This is a genomic window from Cohnella terricola (assembly GCF_007786475.1).
GTDB classification, from domain to species: Bacteria; Bacillota; Bacilli; order Paenibacillales; family Paenibacillaceae; genus Cohnella; species Cohnella terricola.
Map to the genome: position 1 here is coordinate 59,507 of NZ_VNJJ01000016.1, position 17,886 is coordinate 77,392.

A 17,886-nucleotide genomic window follows, 5' to 3' on the forward strand; every position below is an offset into this window, starting at 1 on the left:
TATCGCTATCCTACGGACTGGGCGGCTTCGCTCAGTCTTCTTTATTGTAAAGCCCTATCGCCTTTGGCCGCACCATTTATCCTGCGAAGCAATACGATGTGTAAGGACCATGACATCAGCCTAGGAAGGTGTGACGGGAATGAGCGGTACTCTCTATCGCTTCTATGCGGGAGGCAACACGGCGCAAGGTTATTCGAGCTTGCTTCATTCATCTTTGCAAGGATTGGAACATCTGTATGTATTGCAAGGTGGCGCAGGTTTAGGAAAATACTGCGACCTTCGTTCGATCGGAGAACGATTGGCGGCCGCGGGCGAGGAGGTATGGATGATCTATTGCTCATCGGATCCGAACGCGCTCGACGGAATCATCGTTCCAGGTCCGAAGATCGGTATTATTGACGGCACAACGCCGAATGCCATCATTCCCCAGGTTACGGGCGTTTCCGTGCGGGTCGTGAATTTGGATGAAGCCTACACCGAACATCGACTTGAAGCCCTCGCGCCGGAGATCGAGAAGTTGAACGGGGAAATATCGCGTGGGTATGAAGCGGCCTATTCCGGCTTCGACGAAGCGCTTCGGGTTCATGACGAGTGGGAAAAAGTATATATCGCGAATATGGATTATCGGGCTGCCGACGAATTGACGCAGGAATGTATCCTGTTGCTTCTCGGAGATCAGGCGCGGGAGAGAAGCGGCCGGGTAGACCACCGGTTTCTCGGCGCGGCGACGCCGCAAGGCGCAGTCGACTTCGTACCGGTCCTGACGGAGGGACTGAAGAGATATTTGTTGAAAGGACGCCCCGGCTCCGGCAAATCGACGCTGCTGAAGAAGCTCGCATCCGCAGCGGCCGAGCGCGGATTCGACGTTGAAATCTACCACTGCGGCTTCGATCCGAACAGTCTGGATATGGTGATCGTCCGTGAGCTTGGGTTCGCCATTTTCGACAGTACGGCTCCGCATGAATATTTTCCCGACCGGCCTACCGACGAGATCATCGACATGTACGAACGTTGCATCGCGCCGGGAACGGATGAAGTCCATTCCGACACGCTGGCCCCCATTAAACAGCAATACGCCGCGGCAATGAAACAATCGATCGGGCAGCTGACGGAGACAAGAGCACTTCAAGATCGGCTCGAGCAACTGTATGTCCAGACCTTGGATACAGCGATTCTGGAAAGAATCACAGAGGAGTTCAAGCAGGAGATGACCCGACTTGCGGCAATTCGGATATAACGGAACGGAGATAGGCCTGCCTGAATGGCGGGTCTATTTTCCTCAATGGAGGGCTAACGGACACAGATGACGCTATTTGGGCAAAAATCGGCTTTTGAGATTCGTAACGGACGTAGATGACGCTATTGTGTTCATTTTGCATGAAGAAGGAGGTCTAAAGGAAACATAGCGGCTTTCAGGTCCGTTAGCCTTCCGACAAAGGCAAATGAAACAAAATAAGGTCGCTCACGTCCGTTAGGGAGCTGCCGCCCGGGCAATCGGGATTCGCGGCGGTCGTCGTGCAACTCCTCAACACCCCAAAGCGTTAATATGGATAACCAGATTTAGGAGGGCTGCACATGAAAATCTCTCAACGACTGAGATTCCTACTGTTGTGCGTCGCCTTATTAGGCGCAATGTCCGGGTGCGGGAAACCGGAGAAAAACTATGTCGAGCCGCCGAGTCCATCTTCTCCTGCAATAGAAGATCGTTCGGAAGCGTTCACGATCGAAGCCGAACATATTTCTAAAATCTCTCTTCTATATGGCGACGGTACCCAAAGATTTGAGCTTACCTCGCAACAAGACTTCGAAGAGCTGCTGCAGTATTTTAATTCGGCCGAACTGGCGACAGGTGCTCTAGCTGCCGACCATTTCGGCACTTTTCAAATCCAGTATCAAGACGGCAACGTTGATTCTCTCGAAATTACGGGAACGGTCTCCGCTTTCCAAGACTCGAAAACTAATAGGATCTATATGCTTAATCATCTGGAAAAGCGGCTTGATAAATGGGCGGAAGAAAAAGAACGGGCTACTTGATCTCGAATTTGCTAGAATGATGTCGAGAATCGAACTTGTCTACTAGAGGAGGCAAATCTATGAGGCTAGATAATATTACGGTGCTCGACTTCGAGACAAGCGGATTGGACCCCGCTCGCGATCGCGTCATCGAGATGGCGGCCATTCGCTGCTACGGCGGGGAGATCGTCAGCCAGTTCCAGACGCTGATCCGCTTCGACGGCCCGCTATCTCCCAAAATCACGGAGATTACCGGAATTACTTCCGCCGATCTCGTGAACGGCATGGATGAGGATACGGCATTCCGCGTTCTGAACAGGGTGATCGGAGACAGCATCATCGTCGCGCATAACGCCATGTTCGACCTGAGCTTTCTGCACCATACGCTGCTGCGTCTGGCTAATCGTTCCTTCAAAAACTCGTTTCTCGACACGCTCACGATCGCGCGCGCGAGACATACATATCCTCATAATCTGAAAGACATGTGCGACCGATACTTCATCGCCCTCGAAGGCGCGCACCGGTCGCTGAACGACGTCTACGCCTGTTGGAAACTGCTCGAGAAAATGAATGAGGAGCAAAGCGTAGAGCCGGATTTGAACGTCCTAGGCTACATGAAAAAATATGGCATGCCGAAGTGGCGTCCCGAGCAAGCAAGCTTGGTGCCGATCGAGATTAAGTATGCGTAGGTTATCTTAGGAATATGTCCGAATGAGTTCCAGAAACGCTTGCCCATACTTCTCGTACTTCGCCGCCCCGACGCCTTTCACCGTCCGCAGCTCGCGCTCGGTTCGCGGCATCGCCTCGCACATCTCGCGCAGCGTCGCGTCGTGGAAAATAACGAACGGCGGCAACCCTTCGCCATCCGCGATCCGCTTGCGCAACTGGCGCAAGGCGGCGAACAGTTCCTCGTTCGCGACAGGCGCGGCCGAACCGCTTCCACGGGACGAGCCGTAGCGGCTTCCGGAGCGAGAAACCGGCGGCGCTTCGGGTTCGACCTTGCGATAGACGCGCGCTTCACCGCGCATTACTTCAAGCACCGGCTCCATCAGTTGCACGACCGGATATGCCGTATCCGACATGCGCAGATAGCCATCCGCCACAAGAGCGTGAATGAGCTGCACGAGTGGTTTCTCGGCCATATGCTTCAGCCTGCCGTAAGAGCGCAGCCGATCGAAATCGAACTGCTTGATTTTCGCGTCGTTCGCGCCCCGCAACACTTTCGCCGTCATCGTCACGCCGAACCGCTGCTTCATCTCGGAGATGCAGGCGAAGATCATTTTCGCGTCCACGGTTACGTCTATCGTTTCCCGGGTATCCGTGCAATTAAAGCAAGCGCCGCAAGGCTCCCCGTTCTCTTCTCCGAAATAGCGGACGATCGTCAGTTGCAGGCATTCTCCGGTGTGCGCATATTGCACCATATCGTTCAACAGACGGTAATCGTTGCGTTTTCGATCCTCGGTCGCTTCGCTTTGTTCAATAAAAAATTTCTGCGTAACGACATCCTGCGGCGAGAACAGCAGCACGCATTCGCCCGGGTCGCCGTCCCGTCCCGCCCGGCCAGCTTCCTGATAATAAGCCTCCAAGTTTTTCGGCATGTTGTTATGGATAACAAACCTGACGTTCGACTTGTCGATGCCCATGCCAAAGGCGTTCGTCGCCACGATCAGCTGCAGGTCGTCCTTCTGGAAAGCTTCCTGAGTATGGGCTCGTTCTTCCTCGCTTAACCCTGCATGATATTTGCCGACGGAAACGCCCAGCCCTCGCACGAACGTATACACGTTCTCGACTTCGCGACGCGTAGAAGCATAGATAATACCGGCTTGATCGGCGTGCTCCTTGATGAACCTCGCCACGAAATCCCGCTTGTCCGCATTGCGAACGACTATAAGCGCCAAGTTGCTTCGCGCGTAACCGGTCGTCACTCTCTCTGGCTCCCGCAGTCGAAGCCGTTCGACGATGTCATCCTTAACGACGTCCGTCGCGGTCGCCGTGAACGCCGCCATGACCGGTCGCGGCTCGATATCTTGCAGCAGCCGGACGATCGTCATGTAACTCGGACGGAAGTCGTGTCCCCACTGGGAGACGCAATGCGCCTCGTCCACCGCGATGAGAGGTACTTCGAGACGGCGAATCATGGCCCGGAATTGTTCGGATTCGAGCCGCTCGGGTGCGATATATAGCAGCTTGTAATGGCCTGCCGCCACGTCCCGCATTCTTTCGTTCGTCTCCTTCAGGGAGAGAGAGCTATTGATATAGGTCGCTTCGATGCCGGCCGAGTTCAGCGCGTCTACCTGATCCTTCATCAGGGAGATGAGAGGCGATACGACAAGCGTCACGCCGTCCAGCAGTAGAGCCGGTATCTGATAGCAGATCGACTTGCCCGCCCCGGTTGGCATAATGCCCAGCACGTCTTGGGCGTTTAGAATGGCCTCGATCAGCTTCTCTTGTCCTGGCCGGAATCGGTCATAACCGTAATAGGTTCGCAAAGCCTCTATCGCCGCAGGATTCATCTCAACCTCCTGACCGCGGAAGCCATGGGGATGCTTCGCCGGTGTAATAAACATGCAAGATATGAAGAGCTCGCGTACAAACCGTGTAGAGCAGTTTACGGTCTTTCTCCTTGCCGTACCGTTCGGATGAAGCGTCCCAGACAAGCACGGCATCAAATTCGATGCCTTTGGCCAGATAGGCGGGAAGCACCGACACGCCTTTAGGCAGTTCAGCCGATCCTCCCGTTACGAGCGTCAACGGCACGTCGCCGGACAAACGCTCCTTCAGCAGAGCGGCAGCGTCGCCGGACTCGCTTGCCGTCTTCGTAATCACGCCGATCGTTCCATAACCTCGGCCAAGCAATTCCGTAACGTCCGCCGTCATCCGCTCGCTTAACCGGCCGGCGTCTTCGCACGGGATAAGCATCGGCAGTTCGCCGATACGATGGAAAGGCGAGATATGAACCGCGTCTTCCGGAGCGAGAATGCCTTTCGTAAACTCCACGATCTGCTCGGTGGATCGGTAGCTGGTCGTGAGTCGCAATGCCGCCGTCACTTCCGGAGCCATTAAACGAGTCCATCCGCCAAAGCCGCCGCTCTCCTGCGATTGAACGTAGATTGCCTGATTAAAATCCCCGAGCACGGTCATCCGCGCGCGCGGATAACGCCGCCGCAGGAAAGCCGCCTGGAACGGAGAATAGTCCTGCGCCTCGTCGACAAATACATGCTGAATGTCCCCTTCGACGCGGCGGAATCCTTCCAACGCCTCCGACAAATACATGAGCGGCGTGGCATCCTCATGATCGATGCGCTTGCGCCCTAGCGTCTCCTCTGCGCGCAGGCTCATCCACTCCCAGCCTTGCGGCAGCTTTCCGTCCGGAGAGCAGGACGCGAATAACGGCCTGCTCTCGAACAACGCCGTATACGTCGCGACTGCATCGATGAAACGATAGGACCGAACCGCTTTGGCGATTGGCGCGATCGCATCTTCGGCCACCTTGCGTTTGAGCCTCTGGCTCATCTGATCCTCGTCGTCGAACACTTCGTCATGAAACCCGCCGCTTCGTCTGACGTCCACGTACGCACGCTGAATATCCTCTTGATCGACCAACTCCGCAGCTTCTTCCAGCCACTTTTCGTTCATCTGGGACTCTATCCATGCCTTGATCCGCTCAAGCAGCCAACGTTTCACGTTCGCGGCGCGCGTGGCGAATCCGTCCGATGCCTCGATCGCGTAGAATCGCTCGGCAATCTCCTCCGCCGAAGCGATCGTCATATCGCGATATCGAAGCGTGCGGAACGAGACGCCTCCCTGCTCGAGCCGCTTTAGATAATTGGCGACCGTCATGAAGAAGTGGTCCGAGCCTTTGTATTTTACCGACCTCTCGCGAGCGTCCCCTTCCGCGGTTCCGTCGATCGCGGCGAGCGTCTCCGTCTGCGCGAACAGATCTTCCACCTCGAACCGCCGTCCGAGGCGGGCTTCGATCAACTCCCGGAACGTCATCTGGCGCATATTGGCCTCGCCGAGATCCGGAAGCACATGAGAGATATACCCTTTGAACACCGGGTTCGGGGAAAACAGAATGATCTGATTCGCTGTTAATGTCTCGCGATGCCTGTACAATAAATACGCGATTCTTTGCAAAGCGGCCGACGTTTTCCCGCTCCCCGCCGCGCCTTGCACGACAAGCAGCTTGTGCCTTTCGTCTCGGATGATGAAGTTCTGCTCCTTCTGGATCGTCGCCACGATGCTTTTCATCGACGTGTCCGAACCTTCGGACAGCACCGCTTGCAGAATCTCGTCCCCGACCGTTTCGGACGTATCGAACATATGCTTCATCTGCCCGCCGCGAATGACGAACTGGCGCTTCAGCGTCATTTCGCCGTCGATCTCCCCGTTCGGAACGCGATAAGCGGCCGGCCCCGGCTCGTGATCGTAGAACAAGCTGGAGACCGGCGCACGCCAATCGTACACGTAGAACGTCTCGCCGTCTTCTCCGAGCAATGATGCCCGGCCGATGTAGATGGTCTCCGCCTCGCGCCCATCCTCCGCGAAATCAATCCGCGCGAAGTATGGCGAATCGAACTGCTTCGTGAGCCGCTCCACCGCTTCCGAAGCAACTCGGTGGCTTCGCTCCCGTTCCGCGAGCACCTCGGCCTGCTGCACGATACTGGTCCAAGTCTCCGCGACTTCCGACGAGTCGGAGAAGTTCATCCGCACGTCTTCCCAGAATTCCTGCCGAATGCCGACGACGTCTCCGCGCCTTTCCCCGAGGACGGCCGTCTCCTTGCGCATCCTGCGGCTAACCTGCTCCAGCACGACCAACAATCGCTTTTCTTCCTCTTCTCGAGGAGATTGGGATTCGTTCACCAAGCTTTTCCACTCCCTAATTTCATCCGTATCTTTTTCTTCGTATTCTATGTTGTATCATGCGACAATCGCAAGCGCAACCTTTCATGCCGATTCCTTTGCCGCAATAAAGCAAAAAGACGTGCCCCCGGACGCCTGCTCTTCGAGGATATGATCGAGAGAGCTCGATACGTAATAGTCCGGAAGTTTCGTAAATACGTTTAAAGGAAAACCTCTCGCAGCTCTTGCCCATGAAAGGTGGAAAACGAGCATGGATTTCAGATCATGGTTTCCTAAATCTCCGAAATCGCCGTTAAACGCTAAGCCGCTGGAAGCAGGCCGGCCGTTCCCGATGAATCTGCGGACGATGGCGCCGAATGGGCAGACGGTTGCGGTTGGAATCGTCTCTCTTCATTGCTCCCACTGCGTCGATATGCTTCCTCATCTCGTAACCGCAGTGGTTAAACGACGCATTCCGTTTGTACTCGTTAGCAGCGGAACGCCGCAAGAAAACGCGAACGTCGCGGCTTACTTCGGACACCCGTTTCCGATCGTAAGCATTGCCGAAGAGGATGTTCAGGGGAGGTTCGGCGTCGAACAGACTCCTTATTTCTATTTCGTGCTCGGTTCGGGAATCGTCGCGGATGGATTTACCGCCGATACGGCGGAAGACGTGATCGCCCGCTGGCTGCGTCATGGATATCCCCATGCTTGATCGTCTGAACGGGAGCGTCGCCTTGATCGCTTACGCGGCGAATCTTCTGGCTGGAGCGACGTTCATGATGTCCGCCGCAACCAAGTGGAACAATCCCGAGAACTTCGCGCTGTTCCTTTCCCGCTTCTCATGGCCGATAGCGAACGGCGGCATCCGCCTGTTGGCTTATGGAGTCATTTTCGCGGAGTCGCTTCTGGCCGCTTCCTTCGCTTTGAACCTGGCCAACGGCTACAGGCAAGGGGCGGCCGTATTCGCGTTGGCCGCTTTTACGTTTTTTCTTATCCGCAACCGTAAGGAGTTGGCGGATACGGGCTGCGCCTGCTTCGGTGAACGCTCCCGGCTAAACCGTTTTCCCATCGCCAGAAATCTTGCGCTCATCGTGATCATCATGGTCCCGTTCGCGCTCGGCATAACGTTGACTCCGCATCAATCGGCGATTCAAGGCACCATATTCGTCGTAGCAGCAATGATCGGATATGGACTCGGAAAACTCGTAAAGCAGCATGATCCTGCCATCCCCCCCGACGCTGGCGAGCTCCCCCTTCTATTTCTATCCTATCGATCAAGCGGGTTTAAGGAAGCCGACGAGCTGCTTTCCGCCCCTTCCTCCCGAGAAGTGTTCGTCATGCTGGACGCCCCTCCCTGGATTCTGGAAACCAAGCGGAACCGCTGGTCCTCTCATCGTCTGATCGCCGCGGACGGGCCGATTCCGGACGACGCTCCCTTCGTGATGCACCGCAATCGAAGGGGCAGACTGAAACGCTTCGGCGAATGGGCCGCTTTTTTACGGCAATATATCGGCGAAGAAATGTGAGACCGTGGCTTGTTGGGTTAGCGATGTTTTTCATCGTATTTGCTCACAACTTGCGTCCCCAGAGACGAATATACGATGTTTTTCATCGCTAATTACCCCGGGAGCGAAACAAAACGTGGCGGTTCCCCACTTATAACGATGTTTTTCATCGTACTTGTTCCCAACCCGAGCCACACGTAGCGGAAGTACGATGTTTTTCATCTCTAACCATCCCAATCCGTCTGGCTTCGCTTGAACTTATTTCAATCTTTTTCCCAAGAACGCTTCCGTCGGTTCCCACATATACATAAAGTGGTGAAATTTCTGTCCAGAACAGGGGGCTTGGCTTCATATGATGCGGGAATTGGAACAACGGGAACTGGAGAAGGCCATAACCGAAATCACGCAAATCGCCGAAGATTTCGGACTCGATTTCTATCCGATGCGATACGAGATTTGTCCGGCGGACATCATCTACACGTTTGGAGCCTACGGGATGCCGACCCGGTTCAGCCACTGGAGCTTCGGAAAAACTTTTAATCGCATGAAGATGCAGTACGACCTCGGCCTTAGCAAAATTTACGAGCTCGTCATCAACGCCAATCCGTGCTACGCTTTCCTGCTCGACGGCAACTCCCTGGTGCAGAACAAGCTGATCGTTGCCCACGTGCTCGCCCACTGCGATTTTTTCAAGAACAACGCCCGGTTCTCGGCATCCAACCGCAACATGGTCGAGAGCATGTCCGCCGCCGCAGATCGGATTAGCGGGTACGAGATCGAGCACGGAACTGCCGAAGTGGAACGTTTCCTCGATGCGGTCATGGCGGTTCAAGAGCATGTCGATCCGGTGATCCGCAAGCCTTATGGCCTCGACCGGAAGCATTACCTGGAGACGCAGCGAAGACGCGAGAGAACGAAAGGGAAGAACTCCGGCCGGCTTGTTTCCCCGTATGACGATCTGTGGGACCTGGAGAGCTACGAGGACGCGAATAGGGATAAGAATATCGAGGAAAAAGTCGATGAGAGCCGTCAATTCCCCGCGCAGCCCGAGAAAGATATTGTCTGGTTCATCCAGGAATTTTCTCCCGTGCTCGAAGACTGGCAACGCGACATCATGAGCATTATTCGCGAAGAAATGCTGTACTTCTGGCCGCAGATCGAGACGAAAATCATGAACGAAGGCTGGGCTTCGTACTGGCACCAAAGAATCATGCGCGAGCTGCCCCTGTCGAGCGAGGAGACGATCGAATACGCCAAGCTCAATTCCGCCGTAGTCCAACCGTCCCGCCACTCTCTGAATCCGTACTATTTGGGACTTAAGATACTCGAGGACATCGAGAAAAGATTCGGCCGGGAGAAAATATTCGAAGTGCGCGAATTAGACTCCGACGCGTCTTTCCTGCGCAATTATTTGACCAAGGAGCTTACGGAGGAGCTGGATCTGTACATTTTCGAAAAAAAAGGGCAGGAGTGGAAAATTACCGACAAAGGGTGGGAGAACATCCGCGATCAGATGGTTTTCTCCCGCGTAAACGGAGGTTTTCCGTATTTGGAAGTCACGGACGCGGACTTTTCGAGAAGCGGCGAGCTGTACATCAAGCATCAATACGAAGGAACCGAGCTGGATATGAAATACGTGGAACGCACCCTCCCCTATCTCGTTCAGCTATGGGGCAAACAAGTCCATCTGGAAACGTTCTTCGACGACAAAAAAATTCTGTTCACTTGCGACGGCAATAAGTCGTCCCGAAAAAACATTTAAACCGCAAGGAAGCCGTCCCTGTCGATAAGGGGACGGCTTCTATTTCGCTTGTCTATATTTTGAATCGGGACAGCCTCTGCAACAGTTCCTGAACCATGCCGCTAAGCGCCGCCGCGGAAGAAGCGATCTCTTCCATCGATGCGAGCTGCTCCTGCGATGCGGAAGCTACGCTCTGGGAATTGCCCGAAGCTTCTTGCGCCAGCCGGCTCAGCTCTTCGATTGAAGCGCCGACTTGCTCCGAACCGGCGTTCATTTCTTCGGAAACCGCAGACATTTCCTGGATCTGACCGTTCACTTGCTGCATCTCCGTCGCGACGGCACGGAACGTATCCGAGCATTCGACCATATATTGTTCGCTTATCGCGATCTCGGATGCACCTTGTTTCATTCTGTCCGACGCGCGCACCGTCTCCTCCTGAACGGACGACACGATGGTCGAGATTTCTTCAGCGGCTTGCAGCGTCTGATCCGCCAACTTGCGGACTTCGGCGGCGACGACAGCGAAGCCTCGTCCGTGTTCCCCTGCCTTGGCCGCCTCGATCGCGGCATTAAGCGCAAGAAGATTCGTCTGGCTGCTAATGTCGGATATTAACCCGATGATGCCTCCGATCTCGACGGAACGTTCTCCCAATCGATCCATGAGAAGCTCGGCCTCGGCAACCGTCCTCTTCAGTCGCGCCATTTGCTCTCCGGCTTTATTCATACGGGCATTGCCCAATTCCGTCTGCTCCTGAACTTCTTGGGCGGAAGCGGATACCGCCTCGGCGGAGTCGGCGATCCGCTGAATGCCGACAGCCATCTCTGTCAACGATTGGGCCGTTTCTTGCGTATGGCGGTTTTGCGTCTCCGATCCAGCCGCGACCTGTTCGATCGATCTGGCGATCGTCTCCGATGCCAGGCTCGTCTGCTCTGCGCTCGCGGTGAGCTCCTCGGAAGTCGCCCCGACCGACATAGACAGGTCCGATACCAATCGGAACATGCCGCGGAGTTCTTCGGTCATCCGATTGAAATCGCCCGCAAGTTGACCGAATTCGTCTTTGCTGCGAATATCGACCCTCTGCGTCAGATCCCCTTCCGCCATCAGATTAACGCTGCCGGCCAAGGAACGGACAGGCCGAATAATCATCCTTCTTGTTAAGAACGCCAACACGACGCCAAGGACAAGCACCGCCGACAAGCTTACGATCTGAGCCGTGGTCCGGCTTTGATTGTACGATTCCAAAATTCGCTCCCGGGAAATGACCGATTCGGTATACATCACGTCATCGCTGCCGTCTACCCGGATCGTATGGAACATGCGCAGCACTTCGTCACCCGATTCGTCTTTCGTATAACTTTGATTTACCGCGCCGGATTTGACTTTGGCGAACAGCTCCTTTTTCTCCTCGCTGTCTTCGTACGGTTTGGAAATCAATTCGGGGTGCGCGGGATTGACCACATAATCGCCTTTCCCCGAGATCATCGCGACGTATCCTCCAAGCGGAGTATGCTTCGATGCGTTTCTTTGCAAGGAATCGAGTGCGAAATCGACCCCGACGATGCCTAGAAAACGATTCCCGTCCAGAATGGGGACGACCAGCGAAGTCATCTGCACGGAACGCCCGCCAGTTTTGTAGTCGTAAGGCTCCAGAAGGGCCACCTTTCCGGTTTTTTTCGGAATGAGATAATAGTCTCCGGTTCCTTCTGTGTCGTACTCATCAGGCGTTTCCACGACGACGTTGTCACCGTCCCGAACGATGTAAGTCAAGAAACGTCCAGTTTTGTTACCGTGAGAACCGCGGTCTGCGTAATAGGCATCTTTGCCGTCGAACGCGTTCGGTTCCCATAACGTATAAGTACCCAGAATATCGGAGTGGGCATTCAACGTTGCCTTAAGCAGATCGATGACGTCCTCGCGGGACAATGAGTGCCCCCCTGCTGCCTGAAGCAGCTCACGACCTAGCATGTCCAGCTCCTGCTTCAAGCCTTCGAGTTTTCTTTCAAATTCGGTTCCGAATTGTTGACCGGCAAGTTGCGCTTCCGCCTCGCCCCGGCTGATGCTGATTTTTTTCATATCGTTCAAGGTCAATTGAAGCATAACGGCAAAAACAAGGATCAAACATATTGCAAGCGACACGATAAACTTCGTCGTCAAGGAAAAACCGCTTTTCTTTTTCATCCTCTATCCACTCTCCATCTCTATCTATAACGACATATATCGACATTAATCGACAAAGCCTGAAGAGTTTATGTTCCGAAAATTGAATAAGTGCCAATGTTCTAACTTTCTGAAAAATCCGATCTCTCAAGTGATTAGCGTTCGATGTGTAAGAATGGGACATTTGGTAAACCTTTTGATAAAGAAAGGAGCGAATAAACATGACCCAAATGCAGCGTCCCTCTTCTTTTCCTCCGCAGCATCAGAATAGGCAGCCGGGCATCGAGCAGAATATGAACCCGATTCCGCAATCCGAGTCTCCGATATATAAACCGGCTGGCAAGTTGGCAGGCAAAGTCGCCCTCGTCAGCGGCGGAGACAGCGGGATCGGGCGAGCTATATCGATCGCGTACGCGAAAGAAGGTGCGGATATCGCGATCGTTTACTTAAACGAGGACATCGACGCGGAAGAAACGAAAAAGCAGGTTGAAGCTGGAGGAAGGCGCTGTCTTCTGCTTCGTGGAGATATCGGCGACACGCTGTTCTGCAAGCAAGCCGTTACGCAAGCGGTCAGCGATCTAGGCCGCATGGACGTCCTCGTGAATAACGCAGCGGAGCAGCATCCACAAGACAAGATCGATCAAATTACGCCGGAGCAGCTTGAGCGAACATTCCGTACAAACGTATTCGGCATGTTCTATCTGACGCAAGCGGCGATGCCTTATTTGAAATCCGGCTCGGCGATCGTGAATACGACCTCGATTACCGCTTATCGCGGCAGTCCTTCCCTGCTCGACTATTCGGCCTCGAAAGGGGCGATCGTCTCCTTTACTCGCTCGCTTGCGATGAACGTCGTCGGCCAAGGTGTCAGAGTAAATGCAGTAGCGCCGGGGCCGATCTGGACACCGCTCATTCCTTCTACCTTCGACGCCCAGAAGGTCGCGAAATTCGGTGCCGACACGCCTATGAAACGGGCGGGGCAGCCGGACGAGCTTGCGCCCGCTTTTGTCTTCCTGGCGAGTGAGGACTCGTCCTACATGACGGGCCAGACGCTTCATGTCAACGGCGGCGAGATCGTGAACGGGTAATGCGAACACAAGGAACCATTCCCATCTGAAGTTGGGGGTGGTTCCCTTTTTCTATGTGTCTTGCCAAAAAAAATAGACATGCGCAAAAGCGCATGCCTGTTTGAATGACTATCCGTGAGCAACCCTTAATTTTATTGAAGCAAAGTCGGTTCGATAATACCTGATCATGACCGCCAGTCCGAGAGCGACAAGGAACGAGTAAAGTGCGAGCCATGCGCCCATGCTTCCCCACTTGAAGACGATGACGAACAGATAAGTCAGCGGTATAAACATAGCTATGCTTAGTATGAACGAGATTATCATCAGGAATGTCGTGTCTCCGATTCCTCTCAAGCCCCCAGCGTAAAAATTGTAAAAACCGTCGAAAATTTGCAAATACGCCGACACTTGAATGAGGTGTGCCGCCAACTCGTAGACGCCGGGATCGCTGCTGTACAGCTTGGCGATCGGCACTGCCCAGATCAGTTCGACCGTTCCCAGCAGGACGAGGAATATCGCGCCGAGAACCGCCGTGTTCGTCCCCGCTTTCTTCGCCCGATCCGGCCTGCGTTCCCCGATCGCTTGTCCGACCAGTATCGTCGCCGTCGATCCGAACGCGAAGGCAGGCATAAATCCGAAAGACATGATGCTAAGCGCCACTTCGTTCGCCGCTGCCGCCATATCCCCGAGAGTCAGGACGAATATGGTGAAAATATACATCGACACGCTCATCGAGAACTCCTGTAGTCCCAGCTTGCTGCTTTCCTTAGAAATCAGCCTAAGCTCGTTCCACTCCGGACTTTGCAATTTGCGAGTCTGGTAACGCTTATGCATCGGTCCCCAGAATACGGCTAGGCAGACGAGCAGTTGCACTGCTTCCCCGATTAATAGCGCATAACCGGCCCCTATAATTCCCATATTCGGCAATCCCCAATGACCGTAAGTTAAGCCGTAAGTCAACCCAACCATAATCACATTCGCCACGATCGACACGATCATAGATGTGCGGGTATCCCCGACGCCACGGAAGAAGCCATGAAATACGAAACTGATAATACCGAAAGCCATTGCATAGAATCGAAGTTCCAGATACTCTCCCCCGGTCGAGACGAGTTCGGCCGAGCCTCCCGTCAACCTTAGAACGGCTCCGCTTGCGAGCCAACCGGCTAGAGCGATGACGACACCGACCCCCGCGCTTACGAAGAGGGCCAGATACATCCTCTGCATACCCTTGCGCATTTCGCCGGCACCGAAGTTCTGCGCGACTAGATAATTAATGGAGTGCCCGATTCCCGAGAAGATCGCGAATACGTTGTACATAATGATATTGGATACGCCAACTACCGCAATGACCACGAATCCGAGATCGCCGACCAGAATGAGGTTGATCGTGCCGGTTAGCGTTTGCGTCGCAAACGCGAATAGAGATGGAAGCGCCAGTACCAAAATGCCGTACCAGCTTTTAAACAATTTCATGCTGTCCTACCGTCCTTGCTAGATTTGATCTCCCCATTCTGAATGAGTTCCAAAGCGAAGTCAATAAAATAATCTGCCGTTTTTTTATTGCATTGTGCTATGTTTTCGCGGCCTAGCGTTTCACTGCGAATATGCTCAGACGGCGATAGTCCGCTATCCATTTTGTTCCGTCGTATAGCGTCTCTTTCAGCTTTTCCGAAGCGTCCCTGATCCACTTCTCCGACTCCAACCGATCGGCCATGGGGAACATCGCCGTCCCGAACATGCTTAGCCAATCTCTCATTCCCTCTTCACCGTTATTCAAGATGGTAGGGCGATCGAATAGGCGCGCGATCCGCACTTCCATTCCGTACTTTTCAAGTAGCGATGCATATTCCCCGACCTTCGGAAAATACCACGGCATCACGAATGCCTCTTCTCTCTCGTAAGAAAGCAATGTCTGCTCTACCGCCGTAATAATGGCGCTCACATTACCGTATCCGCCGAATTCGGCAACGAGTCTTCCGCCAGGCACGAGTCCGGACGTCATGCTTTGAATCGCCGTTTCAGGCTCCTTCATCCAATGCAGCGCCGCATTGCTGAATACCGCATCATAGGACTGTTCCGATCTCCACCCCATGCCGTCCGCACACATGAACGTAATATTAGGAAATTTGCTTCGCGCTCTTTCGACCATTTCCGGGGAAATATCCACCCCTACGACTTCCGCCCCCATTCCCGAGATCCGCGCCGCCAAGTCTCCAGTACCGCACCCGAAGTCGATAATCCGCTCCCCTTTTACCGGCTTAAGCCACTCCTTCACGATATCTTCCCCATACTCGGACACAAAACTCATTGCCTCGTCGTACGTCTCAGCTTGCCAATGCACTTTCTGCATATTTTGCGCCTGATGCGCATTTGGCTCTTGCTGCGCGCGTTGCGACATTGACTCTATTCTATTTCCCTCTTCTTGTCCCGCCATTTCCCATCATCTCCTGCTTTATTGATACTTCAGTTATAGCATGATGATGTTTATTATAATAATATATATAAATTATATTCTTAATAGTTATTAACTATAAATGGAGAAATCGTTATCCCCTAGCGTTTCGAATCCGCCCTGCATTCGTGCGTCTCTAGTCCGGCCAAACCTAATTAGACACACAAATAAAAAACCAAACCTCGGCGGCTTGGCTCTTGTTTCCTAATGGCGAGTAGGTCACTTATTTCCAGAACAACGACGGCTTTGGAATCGCCTTGTACTTAGCATTATCTTCTTTAGCCAGATGTTGCACCTTGCTCACATTTGCTTCCGAGACAGTAGCAAATTTGCTGTCCTTGCTCCATGGTTGCTCAAAGTAAACCTTGCGAGCCTTTGGATCAAAAGCCTTAACATGGTTCATGTTTACGATATTCGTTCGATCCAGTCGTTCAAACCCTAAATCCTTAAACAAAATAAGCAGTTCTTCGAGAGTAGTGGGATAGAAATACATGCTGTCCTTCGTGTAAAACTCAGGACCATCCGCTGTTGGTTTTATCGCGATTAGGTCTTCAATGTTAACGGAGCACGGATTTCCATCACGATCCAATAAACGGATTTGTTCAGACATGATATCATCCCTTCTGTCATTCTAGAATTGTTACGCAGTCTTCTTAAGTTCGGCTGGCACTTCCGGACGATAAACCGCCCACCAGCAAGCCGTGCTAACGAATACGACAGCAGCCATTGCTAACATCTTCGAAATTACGACAACCGATTTTTTCTTCACGACGCACTCACCTCCTTCCTGAAAGTTATCAGCGTTATCGCTTGAATAAAAAACGCTAGAGTCACGATAGGATTATGGAGAAGTAAACTTACAACTACTAATATAACAGAAATGACTTTGAATAATGGGAAAAACTTCTCGGATATTCGAATATGCTCTCTGATGTTGGAGGGAGCAAAGATCAACACTAACAGCAAAGTAAGAGAATTGATCACCCAGAACCAAAGATCGTTAACGGGTATAAATGGAATAGTTACAAAAACAAAAGACGAGAATAACAGACACGACAACGGAGTTTTAAAATGGTATCCGCCGGAAACGAACCTCAGAATCATGAAACTGAATGCCGCGATCAGCGTTTCGAGTAACTGCCCCAAACATAGACCGACAATAAGAGCCGTAGCGAACGTAAGCGTGTTATGTATGATTCCGAACAACGCGAATTTCATAACCTCAACGCTTGCCGTCTCTTCAGGATTTGCCTCCTTCAGTTTCACCGCAATTTTACTGGCCAGAGCATCAATCAACCTTTTCATCCCTCCTTAAAGATAAATAAAAGAGTATGACTAATGCAACCAATAGTACGGATGCGACTAATAAATACGGAGGTTTTTCATTCTCGATGATAACGATATTAGATAAGATCGTGATCATAAGTGCTACTATTATATAGATAATAAAACCTCTATTTTTCCCTGTAAAGGATTTTTTTGAGAATCGGCTCCTGGCTTCTATGAAACTAAATCCGCCATTAAAGTAATAGTTCAATCCACTTAGAATTAACATGGCAAAACATGACGAAACTTGCAACACATAGGCTATGGTCGTAGCCGCCTTCAGTTCCCCGTCAATGATCCCGACATGCGAAAAAACGGCAATAATGCACGTCTGGACAAGCCCGTAAACGATATACCCGGTTAGCACCATGATAATAGAATTGATTACGTTAACTTTCATGACCATTTGGATATAGATCAGAAAAATAATGATTTGTATTAACGGAGAAATCGTGCCTAATTCCGCATTAATAAACGAATAGGAAACAAAGGAAAGCATTAGCGAGATTAATATGATTTTACTTAGATTCTCCTTAACTGAAAATCGGAACTGCACCAAAATAAAAATAAACGAAGAAAAATACTCAAGAGAGGAAAAGAAAATAAACTTAAATAGACTCATCTTTGATGAACTCCCTCTATTCCGAAAGACCTATAAGAAATCATATACTCACATATTACCATAATCATATATGTTAGAAGCCAAATATATTAAGAAATGCTCATTTCCATGATACAGCGCTAACCCGTTTTTGCGTATCCCCATTTTGTAACCA

The 17,886-nt window shown here is 52.4% G+C and carries 16 protein-coding genes; 7 read left to right on the forward strand and 9 right to left on the reverse strand.

Annotation, left to right across the window (positions count from 1 at the left end):
* Positions 1-139: 139 nt before the first annotated feature.
* The 3 genes from FPZ45_RS21015 to FPZ45_RS21025 all read left to right on the forward strand — a co-directional run bounded on the left by FPZ45_RS21015 (position 140) and on the right by FPZ45_RS21025 (position 2,702).
* On the forward strand, positions 140-1,237 hold the full coding sequence (locus tag FPZ45_RS21015) for a PRK06851 family protein (protein ID WP_144706186.1): 1,098 nt from the start codon (positions 140-142) through the stop codon (positions 1,235-1,237).
* A 338-nt stretch (positions 1,238-1,575) separates the two neighbouring features.
* On the forward strand, positions 1,576-2,034 hold the full coding sequence (locus FPZ45_RS21020) for a hypothetical protein (RefSeq protein WP_144706188.1): 459 nt from the start codon (positions 1,576-1,578) through the stop codon (positions 2,032-2,034).
* 59 nt (positions 2,035-2,093) lie between these two features.
* Entirely contained in the window at positions 2,094-2,702 is a 609-nt protein-coding gene (locus FPZ45_RS21025; protein WP_144706190.1) for a 3'-5' exonuclease, read from the forward strand.
* A gap of 6 nt (positions 2,703-2,708) precedes the next feature.
* On the opposite strand, the gene recQ is transcribed toward FPZ45_RS21025, so the two are convergent.
* Both recQ and helD read right to left on the reverse strand, forming a co-directional pair.
* Positions 2,709-4,526, reverse strand: coding sequence for a DNA helicase RecQ (gene recQ / locus FPZ45_RS21030; protein WP_144706192.1), 1,818 nt, complete (start codon positions 4,524-4,526; stop codon positions 2,709-2,711).
* Position 4,527: 1 nt separating this feature from the next.
* Positions 4,528-6,876 (reverse strand): RNA polymerase recycling motor HelD, encoded by a 2,349-nt coding sequence (helD, locus tag FPZ45_RS21035; protein WP_246120536.1) that lies wholly within the window; start codon positions 6,874-6,876, stop codon positions 4,528-4,530.
* Between the two features lie 250 nt (positions 6,877-7,126).
* On the opposite strand from helD, the gene FPZ45_RS21040 reads away from it, so the two are divergent.
* The 3 genes from FPZ45_RS21040 to FPZ45_RS21050 all read left to right on the forward strand — a co-directional run bounded on the left by FPZ45_RS21040 (position 7,127) and on the right by FPZ45_RS21050 (position 10,125).
* Entirely contained in the window at positions 7,127-7,570 is a 444-nt protein-coding gene (locus tag FPZ45_RS21040; RefSeq protein WP_144706196.1) for a TlpA family protein disulfide reductase, read from the forward strand.
* Positions 7,563-8,384, forward strand: coding sequence for a MauE/DoxX family redox-associated membrane protein (locus FPZ45_RS21045; protein WP_144706198.1), 822 nt, complete (start codon positions 7,563-7,565; stop codon positions 8,382-8,384). Before FPZ45_RS21040 ends, FPZ45_RS21045 begins: the two co-directional genes overlap by 8 nt.
* A 334-nt stretch (positions 8,385-8,718) precedes the next feature.
* Positions 8,719-10,125 carry a SpoVR family protein gene (locus FPZ45_RS21050; protein WP_144706244.1) on the forward strand — a complete coding sequence of 469 codons (1,407 nt, stop codon included), beginning with the start codon at positions 8,719-8,721 and terminating at the stop codon, positions 10,123-10,125.
* A gap of 52 nt (positions 10,126-10,177) precedes the next feature.
* Here FPZ45_RS21050 and FPZ45_RS21055 read toward each other — a convergent pair whose 3' ends face one another.
* A complete protein-coding gene (locus tag FPZ45_RS21055) occupies positions 10,178-12,283 on the reverse strand; it encodes a methyl-accepting chemotaxis protein (RefSeq protein WP_144706200.1) in 2,106 nt (701 codons plus the stop codon).
* 200 nt (positions 12,284-12,483) lie between these two features.
* On the opposite strand from FPZ45_RS21055, the gene FPZ45_RS21060 reads away from it, so the two are divergent.
* On the forward strand, positions 12,484-13,350 hold the full coding sequence (locus tag FPZ45_RS21060) for an SDR family oxidoreductase (RefSeq protein ID WP_144706202.1): 867 nt from the start codon (positions 12,484-12,486) through the stop codon (positions 13,348-13,350).
* A gap of 108 nt (positions 13,351-13,458) precedes the next feature.
* Here FPZ45_RS21060 and FPZ45_RS21065 read toward each other — a convergent pair whose 3' ends face one another.
* The 6 genes from FPZ45_RS21065 to FPZ45_RS21090 all read right to left on the reverse strand — a co-directional run bounded on the left by FPZ45_RS21065 (position 13,459) and on the right by FPZ45_RS21090 (position 17,732).
* The gene (locus FPZ45_RS21065) at positions 13,459-14,805 is read right to left on the reverse strand and encodes an MATE family efflux transporter (protein ID WP_186438491.1); all 1,347 of its coding nucleotides are present in this window, start codon (positions 14,803-14,805) and stop codon (positions 13,459-13,461) included.
* Between the two features lie 112 nt (positions 14,806-14,917).
* Positions 14,918-15,766 carry a class I SAM-dependent methyltransferase gene (locus FPZ45_RS21070; RefSeq protein WP_246120533.1) on the reverse strand — a complete coding sequence of 283 codons (849 nt, stop codon included), beginning with the start codon at positions 15,764-15,766 and terminating at the stop codon, positions 14,918-14,920.
* 241 nt (positions 15,767-16,007) lie between these two features.
* Positions 16,008-16,394, reverse strand: coding sequence for a LytTR family transcriptional regulator DNA-binding domain-containing protein (locus FPZ45_RS21075; protein WP_144706204.1), 387 nt, complete (start codon positions 16,392-16,394; stop codon positions 16,008-16,010).
* A gap of 30 nt (positions 16,395-16,424) precedes the next feature.
* Complete coding sequence (locus FPZ45_RS21080; RefSeq protein WP_144706206.1) at positions 16,425-16,553, reverse strand: cyclic lactone autoinducer peptide; 129 nt, start codon at positions 16,551-16,553, stop codon at positions 16,425-16,427.
* Positions 16,550-17,080: an accessory gene regulator ArgB-like protein gene (locus FPZ45_RS21085; protein ID WP_186438492.1), complete on the reverse strand. Its 531-nt coding sequence runs from the start codon at positions 17,078-17,080 to the stop codon at positions 16,550-16,552. Before FPZ45_RS21085 ends, FPZ45_RS21080 begins: the two co-directional genes overlap by 4 nt.
* Positions 17,073-17,732 (reverse strand): hypothetical protein, encoded by a 660-nt coding sequence (locus tag FPZ45_RS21090; RefSeq protein WP_144706210.1) that lies wholly within the window; start codon positions 17,730-17,732, stop codon positions 17,073-17,075. The genes FPZ45_RS21085 and FPZ45_RS21090 overlap by 8 nt, the downstream gene beginning before the upstream one ends.
* Positions 17,733-17,886: the final 154 nt, after the last annotated feature.